This window comes from Marinobacter segnicrescens (genome assembly GCF_900111555.1).
In the GTDB taxonomy this organism is placed as follows: Bacteria; Pseudomonadota; Gammaproteobacteria; order Pseudomonadales; family Oleiphilaceae; genus Marinobacter; species Marinobacter segnicrescens.
Genome location: NZ_FOHZ01000013.1, coordinates 59,019 through 78,904 on the forward strand (window position 1 = coordinate 59,019; position 19,886 = coordinate 78,904).

The 19,886-nt window shown below is 62.6% G+C and carries 21 protein-coding genes; 13 read left to right on the forward strand and 8 right to left on the reverse strand.

Going from position 1 to position 19,886, the window contains the following annotated elements:
- Positions 1-9 precede the first annotated feature (9 nt).
- From BM036_RS13070 to BM036_RS13085, 4 genes are all read left to right on the forward strand, one after another.
- The gene (locus BM036_RS13070; protein ID WP_091853015.1) at positions 10-891 is read left to right on the forward strand and encodes a DUF1853 family protein; all 882 of its coding nucleotides are present in this window, start codon (positions 10-12) and stop codon (positions 889-891) included.
- Between the two features lie 168 nt (positions 892-1,059).
- Entirely contained in the window at positions 1,060-3,342 is a 2,283-nt protein-coding gene (ggpS, locus tag BM036_RS13075) for a glucosylglycerol-phosphate synthase (RefSeq protein WP_091853017.1), read from the forward strand.
- A gap of 34 nt (positions 3,343-3,376) precedes the next feature.
- Positions 3,377-4,822, forward strand: a complete 1,446-nt coding sequence (gtfA, locus tag BM036_RS13080) for a sucrose phosphorylase (RefSeq protein WP_091853020.1) — start codon at positions 3,377-3,379, stop codon at positions 4,820-4,822.
- Positions 4,823-4,864: 42 nt separating this feature from the next.
- On the forward strand, positions 4,865-5,116 hold the full coding sequence (locus tag BM036_RS13085; RefSeq protein ID WP_091853023.1) for a thiamine-binding protein: 252 nt from the start codon (positions 4,865-4,867) through the stop codon (positions 5,114-5,116).
- Between the two features lie 16 nt (positions 5,117-5,132).
- Here the strand turns inward: BM036_RS13085 and BM036_RS13090 are convergent, their stop codons facing one another.
- Positions 5,133-5,546: an MliC family protein gene (locus BM036_RS13090; RefSeq protein WP_091853026.1), complete on the reverse strand. Its 414-nt coding sequence runs from the start codon at positions 5,544-5,546 to the stop codon at positions 5,133-5,135.
- A gap of 243 nt (positions 5,547-5,789) precedes the next feature.
- Here BM036_RS13090 and BM036_RS13095 point away from each other — a divergent pair, with 243 nt between their 5' ends.
- Together BM036_RS13095 and BM036_RS13100 are read left to right on the forward strand one after the other, a co-directional pair.
- On the forward strand, positions 5,790-7,109 hold the full coding sequence (locus tag BM036_RS13095) for a glycerophosphodiester phosphodiesterase family protein (RefSeq protein WP_245742624.1): 1,320 nt from the start codon (positions 5,790-5,792) through the stop codon (positions 7,107-7,109).
- Positions 7,110-7,225: 116 nt separating this feature from the next.
- Positions 7,226-7,828, forward strand: coding sequence for a methyltransferase family protein (locus BM036_RS13100; protein ID WP_091853029.1), 603 nt, complete (start codon positions 7,226-7,228; stop codon positions 7,826-7,828).
- Between the two features lie 2 nt (positions 7,829-7,830).
- On the opposite strand, the gene BM036_RS13105 is transcribed toward BM036_RS13100, so the two are convergent.
- From BM036_RS13105 to BM036_RS13120, 4 genes are all read right to left on the reverse strand, one after another.
- Positions 7,831-8,490, reverse strand: a complete 660-nt coding sequence (locus BM036_RS13105) for a DUF6064 family protein (protein ID WP_091853032.1) — start codon at positions 8,488-8,490, stop codon at positions 7,831-7,833.
- Positions 8,490-9,419 carry an aldo/keto reductase gene (locus tag BM036_RS13110; RefSeq protein ID WP_091853035.1) on the reverse strand — a complete coding sequence of 310 codons (930 nt, stop codon included), beginning with the start codon at positions 9,417-9,419 and terminating at the stop codon, positions 8,490-8,492. Before BM036_RS13110 ends, BM036_RS13105 begins: the two co-directional genes overlap by 1 nt.
- A gap of 51 nt (positions 9,420-9,470) precedes the next feature.
- Positions 9,471-10,070 carry an NAD(P)H:quinone oxidoreductase gene (wrbA, locus tag BM036_RS13115; protein ID WP_091853038.1) on the reverse strand — a complete coding sequence of 200 codons (600 nt, stop codon included), beginning with the start codon at positions 10,068-10,070 and terminating at the stop codon, positions 9,471-9,473.
- 118 nt (positions 10,071-10,188) lie between these two features.
- On the reverse strand, positions 10,189-10,677 hold the full coding sequence (locus BM036_RS13120) for a hypothetical protein (protein WP_091853041.1): 489 nt from the start codon (positions 10,675-10,677) through the stop codon (positions 10,189-10,191).
- 242 nt (positions 10,678-10,919) lie between these two features.
- On the opposite strand from BM036_RS13120, the gene gloA reads away from it, so the two are divergent.
- On the forward strand, positions 10,920-11,360 hold the full coding sequence (gloA, locus tag BM036_RS13125; protein WP_091853043.1) for a lactoylglutathione lyase: 441 nt from the start codon (positions 10,920-10,922) through the stop codon (positions 11,358-11,360).
- Between the two features lie 13 nt (positions 11,361-11,373).
- Here gloA and trxC read toward each other — a convergent pair whose 3' ends face one another.
- A complete protein-coding gene (gene trxC / locus BM036_RS13130) occupies positions 11,374-11,808 on the reverse strand; it encodes a thioredoxin TrxC (RefSeq protein WP_091853047.1) in 435 nt (144 codons plus the stop codon).
- Between the two features lie 130 nt (positions 11,809-11,938).
- Between trxC and BM036_RS13135 the strand changes: the two genes are divergently transcribed.
- Entirely contained in the window at positions 11,939-12,667 is a 729-nt protein-coding gene (locus BM036_RS13135; RefSeq protein WP_091853050.1) for a polyamine aminopropyltransferase, read from the forward strand.
- 2 nt (positions 12,668-12,669) lie between these two features.
- The gene (locus BM036_RS13140; RefSeq protein ID WP_091853052.1) at positions 12,670-13,443 is read left to right on the forward strand and encodes an ATP-binding protein; all 774 of its coding nucleotides are present in this window, start codon (positions 12,670-12,672) and stop codon (positions 13,441-13,443) included.
- A gap of 20 nt (positions 13,444-13,463) precedes the next feature.
- Here the strand turns inward: BM036_RS13140 and BM036_RS13145 are convergent, their stop codons facing one another.
- On the reverse strand, positions 13,464-15,455 hold the full coding sequence (locus BM036_RS13145) for an ATP-binding protein (RefSeq protein WP_091853055.1): 1,992 nt from the start codon (positions 15,453-15,455) through the stop codon (positions 13,464-13,466).
- A 3-nt stretch (positions 15,456-15,458) separates the two neighbouring features.
- Positions 15,459-16,160 carry a proteobacterial dedicated sortase system response regulator gene (gene pdsR, locus BM036_RS13150; RefSeq protein WP_091853057.1) on the reverse strand — a complete coding sequence of 234 codons (702 nt, stop codon included), beginning with the start codon at positions 16,158-16,160 and terminating at the stop codon, positions 15,459-15,461.
- A gap of 190 nt (positions 16,161-16,350) precedes the next feature.
- On the opposite strand from pdsR, the gene BM036_RS13155 reads away from it, so the two are divergent.
- From BM036_RS13155 to BM036_RS13170, 4 genes are all read left to right on the forward strand, one after another.
- On the forward strand, positions 16,351-18,465 hold the full coding sequence (locus BM036_RS13155; protein ID WP_245742625.1) for a marine proteobacterial sortase target protein: 2,115 nt from the start codon (positions 16,351-16,353) through the stop codon (positions 18,463-18,465).
- Positions 18,466-18,467: 2 nt separating this feature from the next.
- A complete protein-coding gene (locus BM036_RS13160) occupies positions 18,468-19,064 on the forward strand; it encodes a class GN sortase (protein ID WP_091853060.1) in 597 nt (198 codons plus the stop codon).
- A gap of 164 nt (positions 19,065-19,228) precedes the next feature.
- The gene (locus BM036_RS13165; RefSeq protein WP_091853063.1) at positions 19,229-19,471 is read left to right on the forward strand and encodes a GlsB/YeaQ/YmgE family stress response membrane protein; all 243 of its coding nucleotides are present in this window, start codon (positions 19,229-19,231) and stop codon (positions 19,469-19,471) included.
- Between the two features lie 3 nt (positions 19,472-19,474).
- Positions 19,475-19,876 carry an MAPEG family protein gene (locus tag BM036_RS13170; protein ID WP_091853065.1) on the forward strand — a complete coding sequence of 134 codons (402 nt, stop codon included), beginning with the start codon at positions 19,475-19,477 and terminating at the stop codon, positions 19,874-19,876.
- Positions 19,877-19,886 lie beyond the last annotated feature (10 nt).

Genomic DNA, 19,886 nt, shown 5'->3' on the forward strand with positions numbered 1-19,886 from the left:
GCGGCTTTCATGCAATACCAGTGGCGAACGGCAGGGCACCTCGACTGGCTGTGCCGTGCACCGCAGCTACTTCACTGTGAGCAGTCCCTTGTCCTGCAGGATCAACTGCCGTCTGACCTGGATGCCCGCCTGGCCCGGTGGGCTGCGGATCCGGGCAGTCGCCCGGCTGTCCTGAATGAGCCTGCGAACCCTCGCCTCGGCTACTACTTTGAACGTCTCTATGAGTGCGTTATGACCCATCTGCTGGGTTGGCAGTTGCTGGCGAAAAATCTGCAGGTCAGGGACGGATCAGGACGCACCCTGGGCGAACTGGATTTCCTGTTGCGGAACCCGGTGACCAATGAGGTCGAGCACCATGAGATCGCGGTAAAGTTCTATCTGGGCTATCAACAGGATGGGAACGATACTCTGTGGTACGGCCCCAACAGCCGGGATCGGCTGGACCGGAAAGTGCGACGGTTGCTGGAGCACCAGAGTCGCCTGACCGAGCGGCCAGAGGCCCGGAAGGCCATGACAGACCTGGGTATTCCCGGGCCCGTGACCTCCAGGATCTTCATGCCTGGCTACCTTTTTTATCCGCCGGATACCCCGTTGACCGTGCCGGATTTCGTACCGGCGGATCACCTCAGGGGAACGTGGCTGTACCGTCATGATCTTGCCGACCAGGATATGGCTGCCTGGGTACCCCTGCACAAGCCCCACTGGCTGGGCCCATGGTCCCAGCCAGACAGACCGGATCCCGAGCTGGCTGCGCGGGTAATGGATACCGTAGCTGAGCATGCCCGCCCCCGACTGTTCGCTGTCCTCAGCGAGGACGCGGCCTCCGGCCAGTGGATCGAGGTGGAACGGGTCTTCGTCGTCCCTGAGAACTGGCCCCGGCAGGGATGTTGATGCACCGTGATGGTGCAAAATAACGTTTGCCTCGCTGAAACGTCTCTCCGGAACTGGGGTAATAAACCCGAGCCCCCTGATTTCCGGTCAGAAAAACACCCGCCGGCACAGAACCTGCACCGACCTCTGCAAGCAACATGCACCTGAGGCCCCGGGCCAGGAGTGACCGTGATACTTGCCACAGACCTTGATGGAACCTTCCTCGCCGGCGATCCGGAGAATCGCCTGAAACTCTACCAGTTGATCTCCACCCACCCCGACATGACCCTGGTCTTCGTCACCGGCCGCGGGCTGGAGTCGGTACTGCCCCTGCTGTCTGATCCCACCCTGCCGCAGCCGGATTATATTATCTGTGATGTGGGCTGCACGGTGGTCGATGGCGGCAGCCAGCAGCCAGTGGGTGGGATCCAGGCGGAGATCGAGCAGTACTGGCCCGGCGAACACGCAGTGGAAGATGCATTGGCGGGTTTTGCCGGACTGCGCCGCCAGGAAGTACCCCAGGAAAGGCGTTGCTCCTTTTTGTGCGAACCCGAAGCGGTGACCGATCACGTGGTTGCGGCAGTGGATGCGCTGGCCTGTGACCTGCTGTATTCCGCTGGCCAGTACCTGGATGTGTTGCCGCCGGGGGTGAACAAGGGCCGTACCTTGCGGCGCCTGGTGGAGCACCTGGACGCTGATCCGGAAAACGTGCTGGTGGCGGGTGACACCCTCAACGACCTGTCGATGTTCGAGCAGGGTTTTATCGGGGTCTGCGTGGGGGAGTCCGAGCCCGGTCTGCTGGACGCCACTGAAAGCCGTGCCCGGGTCTACCATGCCACCCTTTCCGGCTGTGGCGGGATTCTGGAGGCCATCGGCCATTTCGGGTTTCTCGGCCCCAATGGGATGGACGCGGAGGCCCGGGACATCCTCAAGCCCGGCAAGTCCGACCTGGTCATCGTGTACCACCGGCTGCCCTACGAGGAAGTGGTGGAAAATGGCACCCAGGTGCGCCGCCGCCCCACCTCACCCAATGGCATCATTCCCACGCTGCTGAGCTTCTTTGCCGACGGCAAGGCCGGCTCCTGGGTGGCCTGGTCGGTGCACGACCCCGCCCTGGGTGCCTTCGAGACCCATACCGAGGTGGATACCAGCCGCTATGCAAGGCTGCGGGCGGCGAGGGTCCAGCTAACGAAGCACGATGTGGATATCTTCTACAAGCGGTTTTCCAAGGAGGCCTTCTGGCCCACCCTGCATACCTTCTGGGAGCGGGCCTCGTTCCGGGAAGATCACTGGCAGGTGTTCCTGAAGGTAAACCGACTGTTCGCTGAGCGCACGGCGGCGGAGGCGGCTGAGAATGCGGTGGTATGGATCCACGACTACAACCTTTGGATGGTGCCTGCCTTCCTGCGGGAGCTACGCCCGGACCTGACCATCGCCTTCTTCCACCATACCTATTTTCCCTCGGCGGACGTGTTCAACGTGCTGCCCTGGCGGCGGGAGATTGTGGGTAGCCTGCTGCAGTGCGACTACATCGGCTTCCACATCCCTCGCCAGGCGGAGAACTTCGTGGACGTGGCCCGGGGCGTCACCCCGCTGGACGTGGTGGACCGCACCGGCTGTGCGCCCCGATTCCTCACCTATGGCTGCGCGGTGGGGCTCGATGAGATGACCACCACCATTTCCGTCAATGACCGGGAGATTGGTCTGGGCGCCCACCCGGTGGGGCTGGATCTCAACCGGGTGGCCGCCGCGCTGGAGCAGCAGGATGTCCGGCAGCGGATGGAGGAGCTGCGTAGCGAGCTGGGTACTACGCGCCTGGTGCTGTCTGTGGAGCGACTCGACTACACCAAGGGTATCCTGCAAAAACTGGAGGCGTTCGAGCAGTTGCTGGCGGAGCACCCGGAGCTGGTGGGCAAGGTCACCCTGATGGTGGTTTGCGTACCGGCCGCCCGGGAAATGACCGTCTACCAGCAGCTGCAGCAGGATATCGAGCAGGCGGTGGGCCGGATCAACGGCCAGTATGCGACGGTTGGCTGGGCGCCGATCCAGTTTTTCTTCCGGGGGTTCCCGTTCGAGGAGCTGGTGGCCTGGTATGCCATGGCGGATGTCATGTGGATCACCCCGCTGCGGGATGGTCTCAACCTGGTAGCCAAGGAGTATGTGGCCACCCAGGGCATGACCGACGGGCGCGGCGTACTGGTGCTGTCAGAGTTTGCCGGCGCGGCAGCGGAGTTACGGGGCGCACTGCTCACCAACCCCCACGACCCTGGGGAAATGGCGCGTACCTGTTACCTGGCCCTTGCCATGGGGAAGGAAGAGGCCAAAGACCGGCTGCAGAAAGGATACGAAGTGGTCAGCTACCATGACATTGAATCCTGGGGCCGGGAGTTCCTGGAGGCAGTAGGCCGTCGTCGAAAGCAGCGGCTGGCCAGGGCGGGAAAACGGTTGAAGCCACTGACCTCGGTAGCCTGACACTCAAGGAGCCCACGTTCATCCGGGAGTAACCATGAGCCTTCGCAATGCTGTCCAGCTGATGTGCTATCCCAATCGCATCGGCCGCAACCTGGCGGATCTGGGGACGTTTATCGACCGGCACCTTGCGGATGCCATTGGTGGCGCCCATATCCTGCCATTCTACCCATCCAATGCGGACGGTGGCTTCTCGCCCCTGACCCATACCGAGGTGGATCCGGCCGTGGGCACCTGGGCGGATATTGAACGGCTGGCGAGTCGCTACGATATCTGCGCTGATCTCACGGTGAACCATATTTCCGACGAGTCGCCGGAGTTCCGGGATTTCGTTCGCCACGGCTATCAGTCCGAGTACGCCGACCTGTTTGTGCATGTGCATCGTTTTGGCAATATCAGCCCGGATGACCTGGCAAAGATCCATATCCGCAAGGAAAAAGAGCCTTTCCGGGAGGTGACCTTTGCCGACGGCAGCAAAGGCCAGGTCTGGTGCACGTTCACCGAACGGCAGATCGATCTGAACTACGAGTCGGACAAAACCTATGCGCTGATGGAGCACTACATCCGCTTCCTGACCGGCAAGGGTATCAAGCTGCTGCGGCTGGATGCCTTCGGTTACACCACCAAGCGCATCGGCACCAGTTGTTTCCTGGTGGAGCCGGAGGTCTACCGTATCCTCGAGTGGGTCAACGAAGTGGCCCATCGTTACGGGGCCGAATGCCTGCCGGAGGTGCATGACCACACCAGTTACCAGTACGCCATCGCGCGGCGGAATATGCACCCCTACGGCTTTGCGCTGCCGCCATTGGTGCTCTATTCGCTGCTGGCGGCAAACAGCGTTCACCTCAAGCACTGGTTGCGCATGTGCCCCCGCAACCAGGTCACGGTACTGGACACCCATGATGGCATCTGCATTCCGGATGTGGAGGGGGTGCTGCCGGACCAGGCCATCCAGGACCTGATCGACAATATCGAGGCCCGCAGTGCCGATCCCATCCTGCGTCGTTCTGCGGCGAATGTGCACAGTGTCGGCTCAATCTATCAGCTCACCTGTACCTTCTATGACGCGCTGATGCAGAATGACGATGCCTACATTGCCGCCCGGGCTATCCAGTTCTTCACGCCGGGTATTCCCCAGGTCTATTACGTGGGATTGATGGCCGGGTGTAATGACCAGCAATTGATGGAGCAGACCGGGGAGCTGCGGGACATCAACCGCCACTTCTACTCTCTGGAAGAAGCCGACGAGGCCATGGCGCAACCGGTTATACGGCGGCTGCTCACCCTGATGCAGTTCCGAAGCCAGTATCCCGCGTTCGATGGCCGGTTCGAGCTGAACTATTCCAACAACTCCAGTGTGGCCATGGCCTGGCGCCACGGGGATTATTACTGCCACCTGTTCGTTGATCTCAACTTCAACACCGCCCGGGTGCGTTTCCTGGACCCGGATGACGGCTTCCGGGAGCGCACCCTGGAGTGCTAGTCTCAATGGAGGAGCACAAGCCCCTTACAGGAGGAGACTGCCATGGAACTGTCCGTGCAACTTAGCTTCTATCCCTTCACTGACAACCACAAACCGCCCATCAAGGATGTGATCGATCGCCTGCAGCGCAGTGGCCTTGATGTCTACGCCAACCGCATGAGCACCCAGGTGTTCGGCGAGTACGACCAGGTCATGCGGGTGCTGTCCGACACCATGAAGTGGGCGTTCGAGCAGTACGGCCAGGCCGTGTTCGTGGCGAACTTTGTCAACGGTGATCGCCGCCCCGAAGGCTGATTGTCGGGCCGGGGCGTTACGGTCCCGGCCGGCCGATGCAGTTGTCCAGCAATGTTTCCACCTCGGCAGTGTGGTCCGGTGCCAGTCGCTGCAGGATGCCTTCGCGCCCCTTTATGTGCCAGCGCAGCCCCACCTGTTCATCAAAGGAGATATAGCGGGAGCCGGACGCCGCCGGCCAGGGTCGCAGCAGGTGAAGCGTACCGTCATGGAGCATGGCCGCCAGGTCATCCCCCTCCGCCGGCTGGTAGTAGGCCACCTGCAGCTCCACCCCGTCCTCACAGGTATAGCGCAGGGTTTCCATGGGCCAGGGCAGGGCGCGGCTGTCCGTCGTTGATTGCGCGTTGGCTGGCGGTTCGGGCGCCGTGGATGAGGCACACCCTGCGAGAATCAGACTGGTGAGAAAAATGCTATGCCGGAACCTGACAGGCATGGAAAACTCCTGGAATCACTTGGAAGCCGATTGTGGGGCGGCTACAGCATAGCGTGCTTATGGCCAGCTGTGCCATCGGGTCACGGAAGGCCCACAAGGGGTGGTTAGCCAGTGTCACCGGAGCGTCAAACCACTGTCACCGGATCCATGGACACTCACCTCGTGCCCGGCTTCTTTCTGACCGATTTATCTGTGACCAGGAGGGCACTGTAGTACTGGTCTGACGCTGACTAAGGAGTGGTTATGAAACGCACAGTAACAGGTTCAATGACACTGGCCGTGTCGCTGATGGTAGCGGCTTTCAACCTGCCTGATACGGCATCCGCCAGGGGCTGGCAGCACGGGGAGTCGTTGCCTCCCGGGCTGGAAAGGCTGCAGGACAGGTTCGACAAGCTCAAGAAGGACATGAAACATCGCCATGCCGGCATCCAGGTGGGGCCGCGCCCCGACTGGCTGGTGAATGATATGGATGACGGCCCGCTCAAGGACCGTCTGCAGCAGTGTGACAACAAGCCCATGGGTCGCACGGACTTTTCGATCGGTCACCGGGGCGCGCCCTTGCAGTTCCCGGAGCACACCATGGAATCCTACGTGGCAGCCGCGAAGATGGGTGCCGGCATCCTGGAGTGTGACGTGGCCTTTACCGCCGACCGCGAGCTGGTGTGCCGACACGCCCAGAATGACCTGCATACCACCACCAATATTGTCACCATCCCGGAACTGAACGCCAAGTGTACCCAGCCTTTTGTGCCGGCGGATCCAGCCAGCGGCACACCGGCCCAGGCCGAATGTCGTACCAGCGACATCACCCTTGAAGAGTTCAAGTCCCTCGAAGGCAAGATGGACGCATTCGACCCCATGGCGACCACGCCGGAAGAATACGTAGGCGGCACCGCTGACTGGCGCACGGATCTCTATGCAAGCCGGGGTACCCTGCTCAGCCACCGGGAAAGCATCGAGTTGTTCAAGGCCCTGGGTGTGAAGATGACGCCGGAGCTGAAAACCCCGGTGGTGGACATGCCCTATGAAGGGGATTACAGCCAGCAGGACTACGCCCGCCAGATGATCCAGGACTACGTGGATGCGGGTGTGAACCCGAAAAATGTCTGGCCCCAGTCGTTCCAGCTGGAGGATGTGCTGTTCTGGGTCAACGAGACTCCGCGATTTGGTCGCCAGGCGGTATTCCTGGATGAGTCACCCATAACCCCGGAAACCGCCTCCCTGGCCTATATGGAAAACCTTCGTGCCCAGGGTGTGAACGTGCTGGCACCGGCGATCTGGAAGATGCTGGCCCTCAATGGCCACCAGGAGATCGTTCCCTCCGAGTACGCGGAGAATGCCCGCGTTGCCGGCCTCGACCTGATTGCCTGGAGTCTGGAGCGCAGCGGTCCCCTGGCCAACGGCGGTGGCTGGTACTACCAGACCGTGAACGACGCCATCAACAACGACGGCGACATGCTGACAGTACTGGATGTGCTGGCACAGGACGTAGGCGTGATCGGTGTGTTCTCTGACTGGCCTGCCACCACCACCTACTACGCCAACTGTATGGGACTGCGCTGAACCAGGGCCCGGGTCTGTCAGCCGCGCTGCAGGCAGCCGACTGACGGACTTTTCCACAGGGCAGCGGTCCGGTACCCTTGGGTTCTTTCCGAGTGCGACCGGACCTTGCGGCTTTCATGGCAGTAGACCTCTTTACACGACACTTCCTGGGCAGTTTCTTCCTGCTGATCGGTATTCTGTTTGCCTGCCGCGCCCTCGGGCTCTATGCCCGGCTGGGGTTCAGCCATATCAATTACGGCAAGTCCGGCACGGCCACCTGGTGGAACCGGCAACTGTTCAATGTCTTCCGGGCGGCTATCCTGCTGGTGTGCCTGGCACGCATGGCCTGGCCCATTGATCCCTGGCTTGGGGTGATTGGCTGGCTGTACCAGCCGCCGGTGTTGCTGACGGGGGTGTTGGTGCTGCTGGCGTCCTTTGGCCTGGCCAGTTATCTTCAGGCCTATATGCACGCCGACTGGCGTTCCGGCATTGACCGGGAGCAGAAGCCGGTGCTGATTACCTCCGGCCCCTACGCCCGCACCCGCAACCCGCTGTTCCTGTCGGTCATGCTGGGTCAGCTGGGTTTCTTCCTGGCCCTGCCAAGCCTGTTCTCACTGGTCTGCCTGCTGGTTGGTGCCTGGGTTATTCGTCGCCAGGCACTGGCAGAGGAAGCAGCCCTCGCGGAACTTTATGGCGAGCCCTACACCCATTACCGTCAACAGGTGCCGCGCTGGCTGTAACGTCAACGGGTCAATGGTAGCCAAGCTGCCAGTGCCAGGCCGGCACCTGCCAACATTCCCCAACCGATCGGCGAACCCAGTCCCAGCAGGGTAGTGCCCCCGACCAGGCTCCACAGCAGCGGTATCGGTAGCGAAAGCGCCAGCCAGCGGCCACGGGCGATTGCCAGCACAACGCCCAGCGTGGTGATTGACAGGGGATCCGGGAACAGCAGCCAGCTGTCGGCCTCGCCCAGGGGCCGATCGTCCAGGAGAAACCCGAGAGGATGTATCAGGGTGCCCCAGGCGACAAGCATCATGGCGATCAGGTAGCGATGGCGTGCCGGTATCGAGGTCGAACCGGCCGTTCCGGCCAGCACCAGTAGCAGGCATCCCTGCAGTACAAACGGCCCGATGGCCCAGGTGATCGCCCAGTTAATGGAGCGGTACTCGGCCCACAGGAAGGACCAGGTCACAAACAGCCAGGCAGCTCCCAGGACGGCGAGGCCTGTCCTTTGCCTGGCCTGGCCCAGTTTGGCCAGTGTCCACATCAGCCACAGGCCAACCACGGGTGCCAGCAAGGCAAGGGGCCAGTAGACCTCGTTATTGCCGGCCACCAGGGTCCAGTAGACCCGGGGCGAGAACAGCAACAGGTCCCGCGGGTGGTAGCTGAACAGCGTCTCCATCAGAGAGACCGTATGGTGTCGCTAATCCGTTCCCGCAAGTCGTCGTCTGGCAGTGGCGCCTGGGCGGCGGCCAGGTTTTCCCGCACGTGGTCCACCCGGGTGGTGGCGGGAATGGCGCAGGTAACCGCCGGGTGGGCGAGGATGAACTTGAGAATGAGCTGGGCCCACGAGTTCGCGCCCACATCTGCTGCCCAGTCCGGGAGCGGTTCTTTGGCCAGTCGCTCGGTCAGGGCACCCTGGCGAAACGGGCGATTGACGATCACACCGATGCCTTTCTCCCGGGCCAGTGGCAGCAACCGCTCCTCCGCTTCCCGGTCCACCGGGTTGTAGGTCAGCTGGACAAAGTCGATGGGTTCGGAAGCCATAATCTGTTCCAGCTCCCGGTGCCGGCGTCCGTGGGAGGTGGTGATACCAATGCTGCCTACGGCACCCTCTTCCTTCATGGCCTTGAGCGTATCCAGGTGTTCCCGCCAGCTCACCAGGTTGTGCACCTGCAGCAGGTCGAACTGCTTCACCCGCCAAAGATCCGCTGATTCACGTTGCTGGCGCCGGGTGGCGTCGCCGTCCCGGGTCCAGACCTTGTCGGCGGCGAATACCCGATCACGGGCGTCCAGCTTGTCCAGGCCATAGCCCACGGTATTCTGGGATGAACCGTACATGGGGGAGGAGTCGATCACCGTACCGCCGCCGTCGAAAAAGGCTTTCATCACGTTGGCGCAGCTGTCCAGCAGGCGCTGGTTGTCGCCGACATTGAAGGTAATCCAGGTGCCCAGCCCGACGGCGGGTATGCCGCTGCCGCCTGTGGGCGAGCGACGGGTAATGGGAGAGGGTGATGCCCGGCCCCAGGAAACGGGAAGGGCAGTCAGTGCAGTGCCGGCGGCGAGTGCCTGAAGCAGGCGCCGCCGGCGTCGTGACCATTGGTGCGTCATGGGAACCTCCGGCCAGGAACAGCCGGAGTGCTCCGGCTGCCAGACATGGGTTCAGCTGAACAGTTTCACCGCCAGCTCTGCCACGTGTTTGCCCTGGAAGCGGGCAATGGCCAGCTCGCGATCGTCCGGCTGACGGGAGCCATCGCCCCCGGCGTAGGTGGAAGCACCGTAGGGCGTACCACCACTGACCTTCGAAATATCGAAGAGTTCCGGGGTGCCGTAGCCGATGGGTACCAGGGTCATGCCATGGTGGGCCAGGGTCACCCAGGTGGTGGTTATGGTCTGTTCCTCGCCGCCACCGGTGCCGGTGGAGGTGAATACACTGGCCAGCTTGCCAAACAGCTTGCCCTGGGCCCAGAGGCCGCCGGTCTGGTCAAAGAAAGTGCGTACCTGGCCGGACATATTGCCGAAGCGGGTCGGCGTTCCCACCAGGATGGCGTCGTAGTCCGCCAGTTCACCCGGAGAGGCCTCCTGGTACGGCTGGTCAACCTTGCCGCCAGCATTGGCGAAGGCTTCAGCGTCCATGGTCTCGGGAATTCGCTTGACGGTGACTTCCGCGCCGGAAACACCCTGTGCGCCTTCGGCCACGGCCTTGGCCATGGTTTCCATATGTCCGTACATTGAATAGTAAAGCACCAGTACCTTTGCCATGGGGCAGCTCCTTTCAGTCCGTTCCGGTTGGGGGTTTCAATATGCCGACTACTCTAGTTCAGCCCGCCAGACCCTGAAATCGGAATATTTCGACACCCACCATCAAATCCACTGATGTTCAGGAGTCGCCGTCGCTCTCCGTTTTGCCGTAGGCCGGTAAGTAGTACACCTGCAGCATGGTTTTGGCGCCCTTCATATGGGTTGCCATGCGGGCGTCTGTGGGGCGTATGCGGATATTGGGAATGCGATAGGTATCCGGGCTGTCCACGGTGGTGTCCGGACCGGTTTCCCGGAGGATCTGGACCTGTTGGCCGCTCTTGTCCGTCAGTACCTCGTATTCCGGCAAGGCCTCCCGGTACCACTCGACCACCTCTTGCGGTGTCTGGCGGGTCAGGAATACGGCCAGCGGCAGGCTCTGTACTGGACCGTCACCGGAACTGACATCGATGCCCCGGGTGGCGTGGATCAGCAACTTGCTCTCCGGCACCACCGGCAGGGTGACCTTTTCTTCGCCACCGCTGGTGATATCGCTGAGCGTGGAATGTGCGGGTGCCTGGGTGACCGGCAGGGCCAGCAGGCAGAGCATCAGTAGACGCGGGATAGTCATGGGATCTCCGTATCGATTGTCGGTAGTGGTCTGTGAGCCAGCGGAGGACTCCGTGCTTACGTTGCGCAGACTCCTATGGCCATGATGTGGGGCCGGTGAAAGCGGCGACACCGAAGGGTTGGCAATTTACCAACTTGTAAGATCCCTTTTTGAAAAACCATGCCCTATGACGTTGCAAAGGCTTCTGTCAGGGCTTCCGGACCGGCTAAACTGGTGGCCCTGAACAATGAACGGAGCCAGCCATGAGATATCTGCACACCATGGTCCGGGTCAGAGACCTGGATGAGTCGCTGCATTTTTACTGCAACCTGCTGGGTCTCAGGCAGGTTCGGCGCAAGGATGTGGAAAAGGGGCGCTTCACCCTGGTCTTCCTGGCTGCCCCGGATGACGAGCACCGGGCCCGGGACGAGCAGGCCCCCATGGTCGAACTGACCTGGAACTGGGACCCTGAGGAGTACACCGGCGGTCGCAATTTCGGGCACCTGGCCTATGAGGTGGATGATATCTATCACCTGTGCCAGCACCTGCAGGACCACGGCGTTACCATCAACCGCCCGCCCCGGGACGGTCGCATGGCCTTTGTTCGCTCCCCGGACGGCATCTCCGTCGAACTCCTCCAGAAAGGTGAATCCCTGCCGATAAAGGAACCATGGGCCAGTATGGAGAATTCCGGCAGCTGGTAGTTTCTCGGTCCCGCTATAGCTGTTGCTGCAGCCAGGCGTTGAGCTGGCTGGCCTGCATGGCGCCACTCTGACGGGCCACCTCCCGGCCACCCCGGAACAGGATCAGGGTGGGAATGCTCCGGATGCCATACTGGCCGGCGGCCTGCTGGGCCTGTTCCGTGTTGAGCTTGGCGAAAGCCACCTTGCCGGCCCATTGCTGTGCTGCGGCTTCGAAGCTCGGCGCCATGGCCTTGCAGGGACCGCACCAGCTGGCCCAGAAGTCCACCAGCACCGGCAGGTCGGACTTGCCCACAAAACCGGCCATGCCGCCGTCGGTCAGTTCCGCAATATCACCGTTGACCAGGGGCCGCTTGCAGGCGCCGCAGTTGGGTCGGTCCTGCAGGCGATCGGCTGGTACCCGGTTGGCTTTCTGGCAGTGGGGGCAGACCACATGCTTGATGTCGCTCATGGTTGAATCTCCGTCTGGGTTTGAAGAGAGATGGGGGGCAGCTCCCGCGGATTCAAGTGACGGCCACCCGCGACCATGTGGTGGTTTGCCGCAAGTGGTAAGATGCCGTTTTTTGACTTGGAGTCGGACCATGGGCCTTCTGTTTGAACAGATCGACAGCCAGCCATCCCCCCTGGGTGAGATTACCCTGCGCCGCCGCCGGATTCCGGCGCTGGGTGACCGCGACATCTACGAGGTCAAACTGGGCGAGGAGTTCCTCATGTCCAGCATGTTCGTGGATGCGGAAGTAGCGCTGGCGGACCTGACCCTGGAGGTCACGCAGGGCGACGACCTGTCTGTGGTGGTCGGCGGCCTCGGGCTGGGATATACCGCCGACGCGGCCCTGCGCAACGACCGGGTAGGCGAGCTGTTGGTGGTGGATGCACTGGGCACGGTAATTCGCTGGCACCAACAGGAGAAGGTCCCCCTGGGCCGGGTGCTGAACGAGGATCCGCGCTGTCGCTACATTCACGGCAGCTTCTTCGAACTGGCGGATCCGGACAAGGGCTTCGACCCTGAGCAGCCCGGGCGCCGGTTCGATGCCATCCTGCTGGATATCGACCATTCGCCGAGGGCGCTGCTGAACGAGTCCAACGCCACCTTCTACAATGCCGAATCCCTTGGTCGCATGGCCCGGCAGCTCAAGCCCGGCGGCATGTTCGGCATGTGGTCCAACGAGCCGCCGGACGAGGACTTCCTGGCGGTGCTGGAAGCGGTGTTCGTGGCGCCGGAGGCCAGGGTTGTGTCCTTCTTCAACCCGTTCCAGAATCGCGAAGCGACCAATACGGTCTACCTGGCCCGGGCAGCAGGGGGAGCCTGACCATGACTGAACACACGGTTGACTGGTCCCGCGACCTGGCAGCGGTCTGGCGCCGGCATCGCCAGGGATTGCGCCCGATACGCCGGTTGGACCCGATCGACTGGGGCCAGCTACAGGGTATTGAGCGCCAGCAGCAGGCCCTGGCCCGCAACACCGAGCGCTTCCTGGCAGGCCTGCCCTCCAACAACGCATTGCTCTGGGGCTCCCGCGGTACCGGCAAGTCATCCCTGATCAAGGCTGCCCTGAACCGCTACGGCGAACAGGGCCTGCGAATGATTGAGGTGGACAAGGATGACCTGGTGAACCTGACGGAAATTGTCGATGATATCAGCGAGCAGCCCTGGCGCTTTGTCATCTACTGCGATGACCTGTCCTTCGAGGCGGGTGAGTCCGGCTACAAGGCCCTGAAGAGTGTGCTGGAAGGCTCCCTGGAACTGCCGCCGGAGAATGTGCGGGTCTATGCCACCTCCAACCGGCGCCACCTGATGCCGGAATTCATGGCCGATAACCTGCAGAGTGAGGTAAGAGGCGGCGAACTGCATCCGGCAGAGGCCATCGAGGAGCAGGTATCGCTGGCGGACCGTTTCGGGTTGCAACTGTCGTTCTATCCCTTCCCGAAAGATATCTACCTGCAGGCGGTGGATGCCCTGTTCCCCAGCGTGGCGGACCGGGAGACCCTACACATGCATGCGATTCGCTTCGCTACCAGTCGGGGCGGTCGCAGCGGGCGGACGGCCCAGCAGTTCTACCGCCAGTTCAGCGGCGACTTTGACTGAGCCTGCCCGCCGGGGTCCATTCAAGGCGCCGGCAGGTCCACGTCAAAGCGTACTCCGGGCACGCTGTTGTGCACCTGGTTGCCGGCCTGAACCTGTCCATCATGGTGTTCAGCAATCAGGCGGACGATGAGCAGCCCCTGTCCCAGATGGCCCTCGCCACTGCCTTTCCGCACGGATACAAACGGATTGAAAATCTCCCCGGAGAGATCCCGGGGCAGGCTTGATCCTTCGTTGAAGACCGATAACCGCAGGTGATCGCCTGATCGGGTGAGGGTGACCAGAATCAGCCCCCCGGCCGGGGTGAAGTCCCTGGCGTTGTCCACCAGCTTGTCCAGTAACTGCACCATCAGCTCTGGTGAACCAGTCATCCGGCAGCCCGTCTCGGGACCTTCATAGCGAATATGGTGATCCGGGTCCAGGCCCTGGTAGGCCGCAGTGGCTTCAGAGATGACCTCGGCCAGGTCGAACGGCTCACGGTCGGCCTGGTCAAAGCTCTGTTCGAGCCGCGCCGCTTCGCTCATGCCCTGCAGGATCTGGCTGAGGCGGTCGGTGGCCTGGCGGGCCCGGTCCCGGTAGCCAGCACGTTCATCATCGGTGCGGGCGTGTTCCAGGTTGTCCAGGGACGAGCGGATGACCGCCACCGGGGTTTTCAGCTCGTGGGAGAGGCGGCGGGAGAAGCTCTCCAGGTAATCCGTGTAGCCCTGCAGCCGGTCGACCATATGGCTGAATTGCCGGTTCAGCTCACCCAACTCGTCGGCGGCCCGGCTGGGAGGAATGCGTCCCAGTATGCGGCCGTCGGGGTCTACACTGGCGTTGACGGCCCTTTGCAGTCGGGCAATGCGCCAGGAGAGCCAGCTGGCATAGCCCAGCAGCACCAGCATCAGGCCGATGATCAGCAGCACACTGCGGGCAATGACCGATCCCAGGGTATTGCCGGACAGGGCCAGGATCTGGTCAAGGGACTGGGTCAGCACGAGGTGCCGGCCATTACCGACGGAGGTCGCTGCCATCAGGGAAACCGTGTCGTCGCGCTGCACCAGCCCGACGGTACCCGGTTCCAGCATATGGACCTGATTATCAGAGATGGGGCGAGGTTCGGGCTGGTAGAGCCTTACCAGTGCCCGCAGGCCGGTGAGGGTGATCTGCTCAATAATCTCCAGGGGCGACAGTTGTTCGAAATGACGGCCCGCTGCCTGCACGGGTGCCTCGCCCCGGGCGATCAGCCAGCCAGCGGGTTCGGTGACGAACACCTGCTGCCCCGGGGACAACAAGGTGGCCAGCCGGGCCTCCAGTGATGGATCTCGCCCGGTGATCAGGGGAATGGGGTCCAGCCGGGTGCCGGCGGTCAGGTACATGCCTGGTTGTGCCGGGTCTGGCCAGGCCACCTCGAACCCAAGCTGGTCGCCTGGTGTGAGCCGGGGCAGTCGTAGCTCAACCTGGTAGCCACCGTTGACGGAATGCCACTCTCCGGATACCTGGTGATCCCTGCGGGAGAGGTTGAAGGGGTAGCGACCCACCACCTTGCCCGGTGTGGGGGTATGAATGATCCGCTCGGTCACCAGCGTATCGGTACGCCACCGTAGTCGCAGGAATTCATGGGGTTTTTCCGGGGCTGCGGGGTCAAGGTAGGCAGGGTCGGGGCGGCGAACATTTACCAGCAGGTAGGAATAGCGGCCATGGGAGGCCGCCTGCCACCGAATCACCGGTTGTCCGTCCAGGCTTTGCCAGGACTGATTGCCGTCCTGGAATCCCGGCCATTCATGACCGTAGCCATCCGGGTGAATCGGACTGTCCGCCCGGTGCATTAAAACGGCATCCTCCTGCGCCATAAGCGGTGGCTGGTCGCCCAGCTCTGCGGCAGCCACATCCGCCATTCGCAGAGCCTGTCCCTGGAGCTGGTCCTGTGCCTGGTCCCGCAGGGCCTGGTCCAGTTCCAGCACGAACTGCAGGCCCGCCCAGGGGATAATCAGCATCAGCAGGCTGGCCAGGAAGAGTTGCCGTTTCAGGGTCAAGCGCTACACCTCACGGGCATGCCAGCGGTAGCCCATGCCGTAGGCGGTCTGGATGCCGTCGAATGCCGGGTCAACCTGCTGGAACTTGCGGCGAATGCGCTTGATATGGGACGTCACGGTGTTGTCGTCCAGGACGGTGCTGGCCGCCTGCATCAGCTGGTCCCGGTTGCGCACATGGCCGGGGTGGCGGGCCAGTGCGTGGAGCATCCAGAACTCGGTTACGGTGAGGTCTACCGGCTGGCCATTCCAGGCGACGGTCATGCGGTCTACGTTGATGCTCAGGTGGCCTCGCTGCAAGACTTCATCGGGTTGCTGCAGTGCCTCGGCCCAGGCGTCTGCCCGCCGCAGCAGGGCGGTGATGCGTGCCAGCAGGTGATCCAGGCTCATGTCCTTGGTCACGTAGTCGTCGGCCCCCAGGCGCAGGCCGTGCACCGAGTCGATATCGCTGTCACGGGCGGTCAGGAAGATGATCGGCACCGTCGCGGACAGCCGGCGCAGGTCCTGGCAAAGATCGAACCCGCCCTCTGGCTCATCGCCCAGCCCGACGTCGATAACGGCCAGGTCAGGCAGGCGGGTTTTCAGGGCCTGCCAGGCATGGCCGCGGTCGCCGTATATCGCCACCTGGTAGCCCCGCCGTTCGAAGGCATCCCGATAGTTCTCCCGTATGGCCGGTTCGTCCTCCACCAGCACGATCTGTTTCTTCATGGTTTTCGGTCACTTCTCTGAAAGCGTGGTCCAAATGTAACGGTCCCGCCGAAGGCGGACAAGCGCGCCGGTGGTGTCTGCCACAATTCATCATTTTCTGCACGGTTCCCCGCCAGATTACAGCACGGATTCGTCGTTCCCCGACGTTTTAATGGAGGCATCGCAACAACCACACAGAAGGAACCGTACCATGCTGCCTGTGCAACCCTTACCTGGCTACCGCCGACCTGATCGACCACGCCGCCTGACCCGCAGACAATTACGACGTATGGAAGGTGCCAGTCTCTGGCTGGCCATGCTGATGCTGCTGTTCGTGCAGCCGCTGTTTGTGGAAGCCTCGGAACAGCAGGTGGCCCAGGGCAGTGGTCAGTTTCACTTCCTGAATGAAACCGGTCGCCAGCCCGCGCCGGTGTTGACGACTGACTACCAGGTGACGGTCACTGGCCTGGTGGCAGAAATCCGCCTGCAGCAACGGTTCGGTAATGAGTCTGACCAGTGGCAGGAGGGAATCTATACCTTTCCACTGCCGGAAAATGCCTCGGTCCACGCAATGACCATGACCACCGGGGAGCGGGTCGTGGTGGGCGAAATCCGCGAACGGGAACAAGCACGGCGTGAGTATGAGGCTGCCAGGCAAGAGGGGCGACAGGCCGCTCGGGTGGATCAGCAACGTCCCAACCTGTTCACCACTCGACTGGCCAATATTCCCCCCGGCGAGTCCGTTACCGTCGAGTTGCGTTTTCAACAGCTGGTTGCCTACGACAGTGGAGGGTTCCGGCTGCGACTACCTACCACCCTCACACCCCGCTATATCCCGGGTCTGCCGCAGGCGTCGACGCAAGCTGAATGGACTGGCGGCTGGGCCATGCCCACCAGTGAGGTGGCAGACGCGCACCGGATTACTCCGGCCCAGGTTTATGCCGGCGGCGTCGCTGCCGGCAGTCACCAGGCAACTGTCGCCATCGAGTTGCGAACGGGGGTGCCGGTCGAGCGGGTCGAGAGCCCCAGCCATGATATTGCCGAAGTGCGCGACGGTGGCACCGTAAGCGTTCGTCCCGTCACAGGTGCCATAGCCATGGATCGGGACTTCCGTTTGCGATGGCAGCCCCAGCGGGGGCGTGAGCCAGCGGCGGCAGTGTTCCATGAGCGCTGGCAGGGTGAAGACTATGTGCTGGCCATGCTGGTGCCCGGCGAGCAGGGCCGGCAGGCAATGACGCGAGAGCTGATCCTGGTGATTGACACCTCCGGCTCCATGGCCGGGGACTCGATCCGGCAGGCGCGGCAAGCCCTCCTGGCGGCGCTGGATACCCTGTCGCCGGAGGATTCGTTCAACATCGTTGAGTTCAACAGCCATACCCGCCGGCTTTTTCCGGAGGCCGTGGCAGCGACCGGTGACTACCTGGCCCGTGCCCGCCGTTACGTCCGGAATCTGGACGCCGATGGTGGAACCGAGATGGCCCCCGCCATTGAAGCTGCGCTGCTGCAAGGGGAGGCTTCCCGACAGGCTGATCTGCGGCAGGTGGTTTTTGTCACCGATGGCGCGGTCGGTAACGAGCAGGCGCTGTTCCGGCAGATCCGTCAACAGCTGCGCGACAGTCGCCTGTTCACGGTTGCCATCGGTTCGGCGCCGAATATGCACTTTATGCGTCAGGCGGCCCGGTTCGGGCGGGGGACCTATACGGCGATCGGGGATCTGTCTGAAGTCAGCCGTCAGCTCACCCGGCTGTTTGACAAGATGCAGGCGCCGGCGCTGACCGGTATCCGGGCGACCTGGCCGAATGGCTTTGATGCCGGTACGCAGGTTCCAGCGAGGCTGGGCGATCTGTATCTGGGCGAGCCCATGATGCTGGTGGCTCGTGGCGCAGAACCGGGGGGCAACCTGGTTGTCAGGGGGGCGCTGCCTGGCGACCAGGCCTGGCAAAGGAGCCTTGCATTGGACCAGGCGGCGCCTGGCGCGGGTATCCACCGCCTCTGGGCGCGGGGTCAGGTGGACCGGTTGCTGGATGAGCGATTGTCCGGTGAGGCCGAGGGCGCGACCCGGGAGCAGGTGCTGGCCCTGGGCCTGGCTCACCAGCTGGTGACGCCTTTCACCAGCTTTGTTGCCATTGACCGTAATCCCGCCAGGCCCGTGAATGAAGCGCTGGGGCGCACCGCTGTGCCCTCGCTGATGCCGGTCGGCAGTGCCGGGCAAGGCATCGGTTACCCACAGACGGCCACCCCTGCGCCGCTGCTGATGGTCTCCGGCCTCGCCGGGCTGTTGTTGGCCGGCTTGCTGACCCTTGGCCAGCGCTTTCGGAGGGCCTGACCATGGGGCGTATGTTGTTGATGTTGGTTACGCTTTCCGCCGGCCTGCTGTTGGCGGGGCTGTGGATTCCGCTTAAGGCGGTAATGGCCCAGGAGTTGCTCAGCCTGGCGTGGGCCCGCACCCAGGCGGCCCAGCAGCAAAGCCCGCCCTGGCCCTGGGCAGATACCTGGCCGGTAGCACAGCTGCAACTGCCAGGGGAGTCGTCTGCCCTGGTGGTCCTGTCAGGCGGGCATGGCGAAAGCCTGGCCTTCGGTCCCGGCCAGGTCACCGGCCCGGAACCCGGCGAGCGGCCCTCGACTCCGGTCGTGATTGCCGGCCATCGGGACACCCACTTTCGGCCCCTGAAGGGTATTCGCCCCGGTGAGGAGGTTCGCCTGCAATTCGCTGACGGTGCCTGGCGCAGGTATCGGGTGGCCACGGTACGGGTTGTTGACAGTCGCCAGGAGCAGATTGAATTGAACCGCTATGACCAGAACTCCCTGGTGCTGGTTACCTGCTACCCCTTCGATTCCCTTGATGCCAACGGACCACTGCGGTTCGTGGTGGAAGCGACCCGGGACCTGCCGTGGCCCGGACAGGTGCAGCCCACCGGCGCCTGAGGCTTGCATGCGATTGAAAATCAGGGCAATCTCGATGCACTGATAAGCGGACAGCCAGACCCTGAGACGGGCTGGCTGTTGTTTGGTGTGCAATGGAATCCCGACGGAGTCTGATTGCCCTCAACGGGCATATCCGGGGGACCCTGAACCGGAGAGTGGCACGGATGAACCTGATTCTGTTTCTGGTAATCGGTGGTGTGGCCGGCTGGCTGGCGGGCCTGATCATGAAGGGCCGGGGGTTCGGTGTGCTGGCGAACATCGGCATCGGTATCGTGGGCTCATTTATTGGTGGCTTCCTGTTCCGTATGCTTCAGTTATCGCCGTCGGGGCGCATTGGCGAACTGGTCACTGCTACCGTCGGTGCGGTACTCCTGCTGGCGGTGGTCAGCGCAATCAAGAAGGCCTGATCCATGCTGATGCCTGTAACGGCTGTCTATGCCGCAGTGACAGCCTTGCTGCTGTTGTTCCTTTCTTTCCAGGTTTCAAAATACCGGCTCAAATACCGGCAGGGACTTGGCATCAACGACGATGTTGAATTCCAGGTGGCTGACCGGGCCCAGGCCAACCTGGTGGAGTATGCGCCCCTCGCGCTCATACTGATGGGGGTGGGCGAACTCAATGGCGTCAGTGCCCATTGGATTTACTGGGTGGGTATGGCGTTTGTTGGCGGGCGCATCCTGCATGCCTTTGGCATGTTCAATGGCCATGGTGGTCCACACAAGGCCCGCCTGGTCGGTATCCTGCTAACCTGGCTCAGCATGGCGGTGATGGCCATCCTGCTGGTGTGGAATGTGATTCAGGTTCAACCCTGAGGGAAGTACT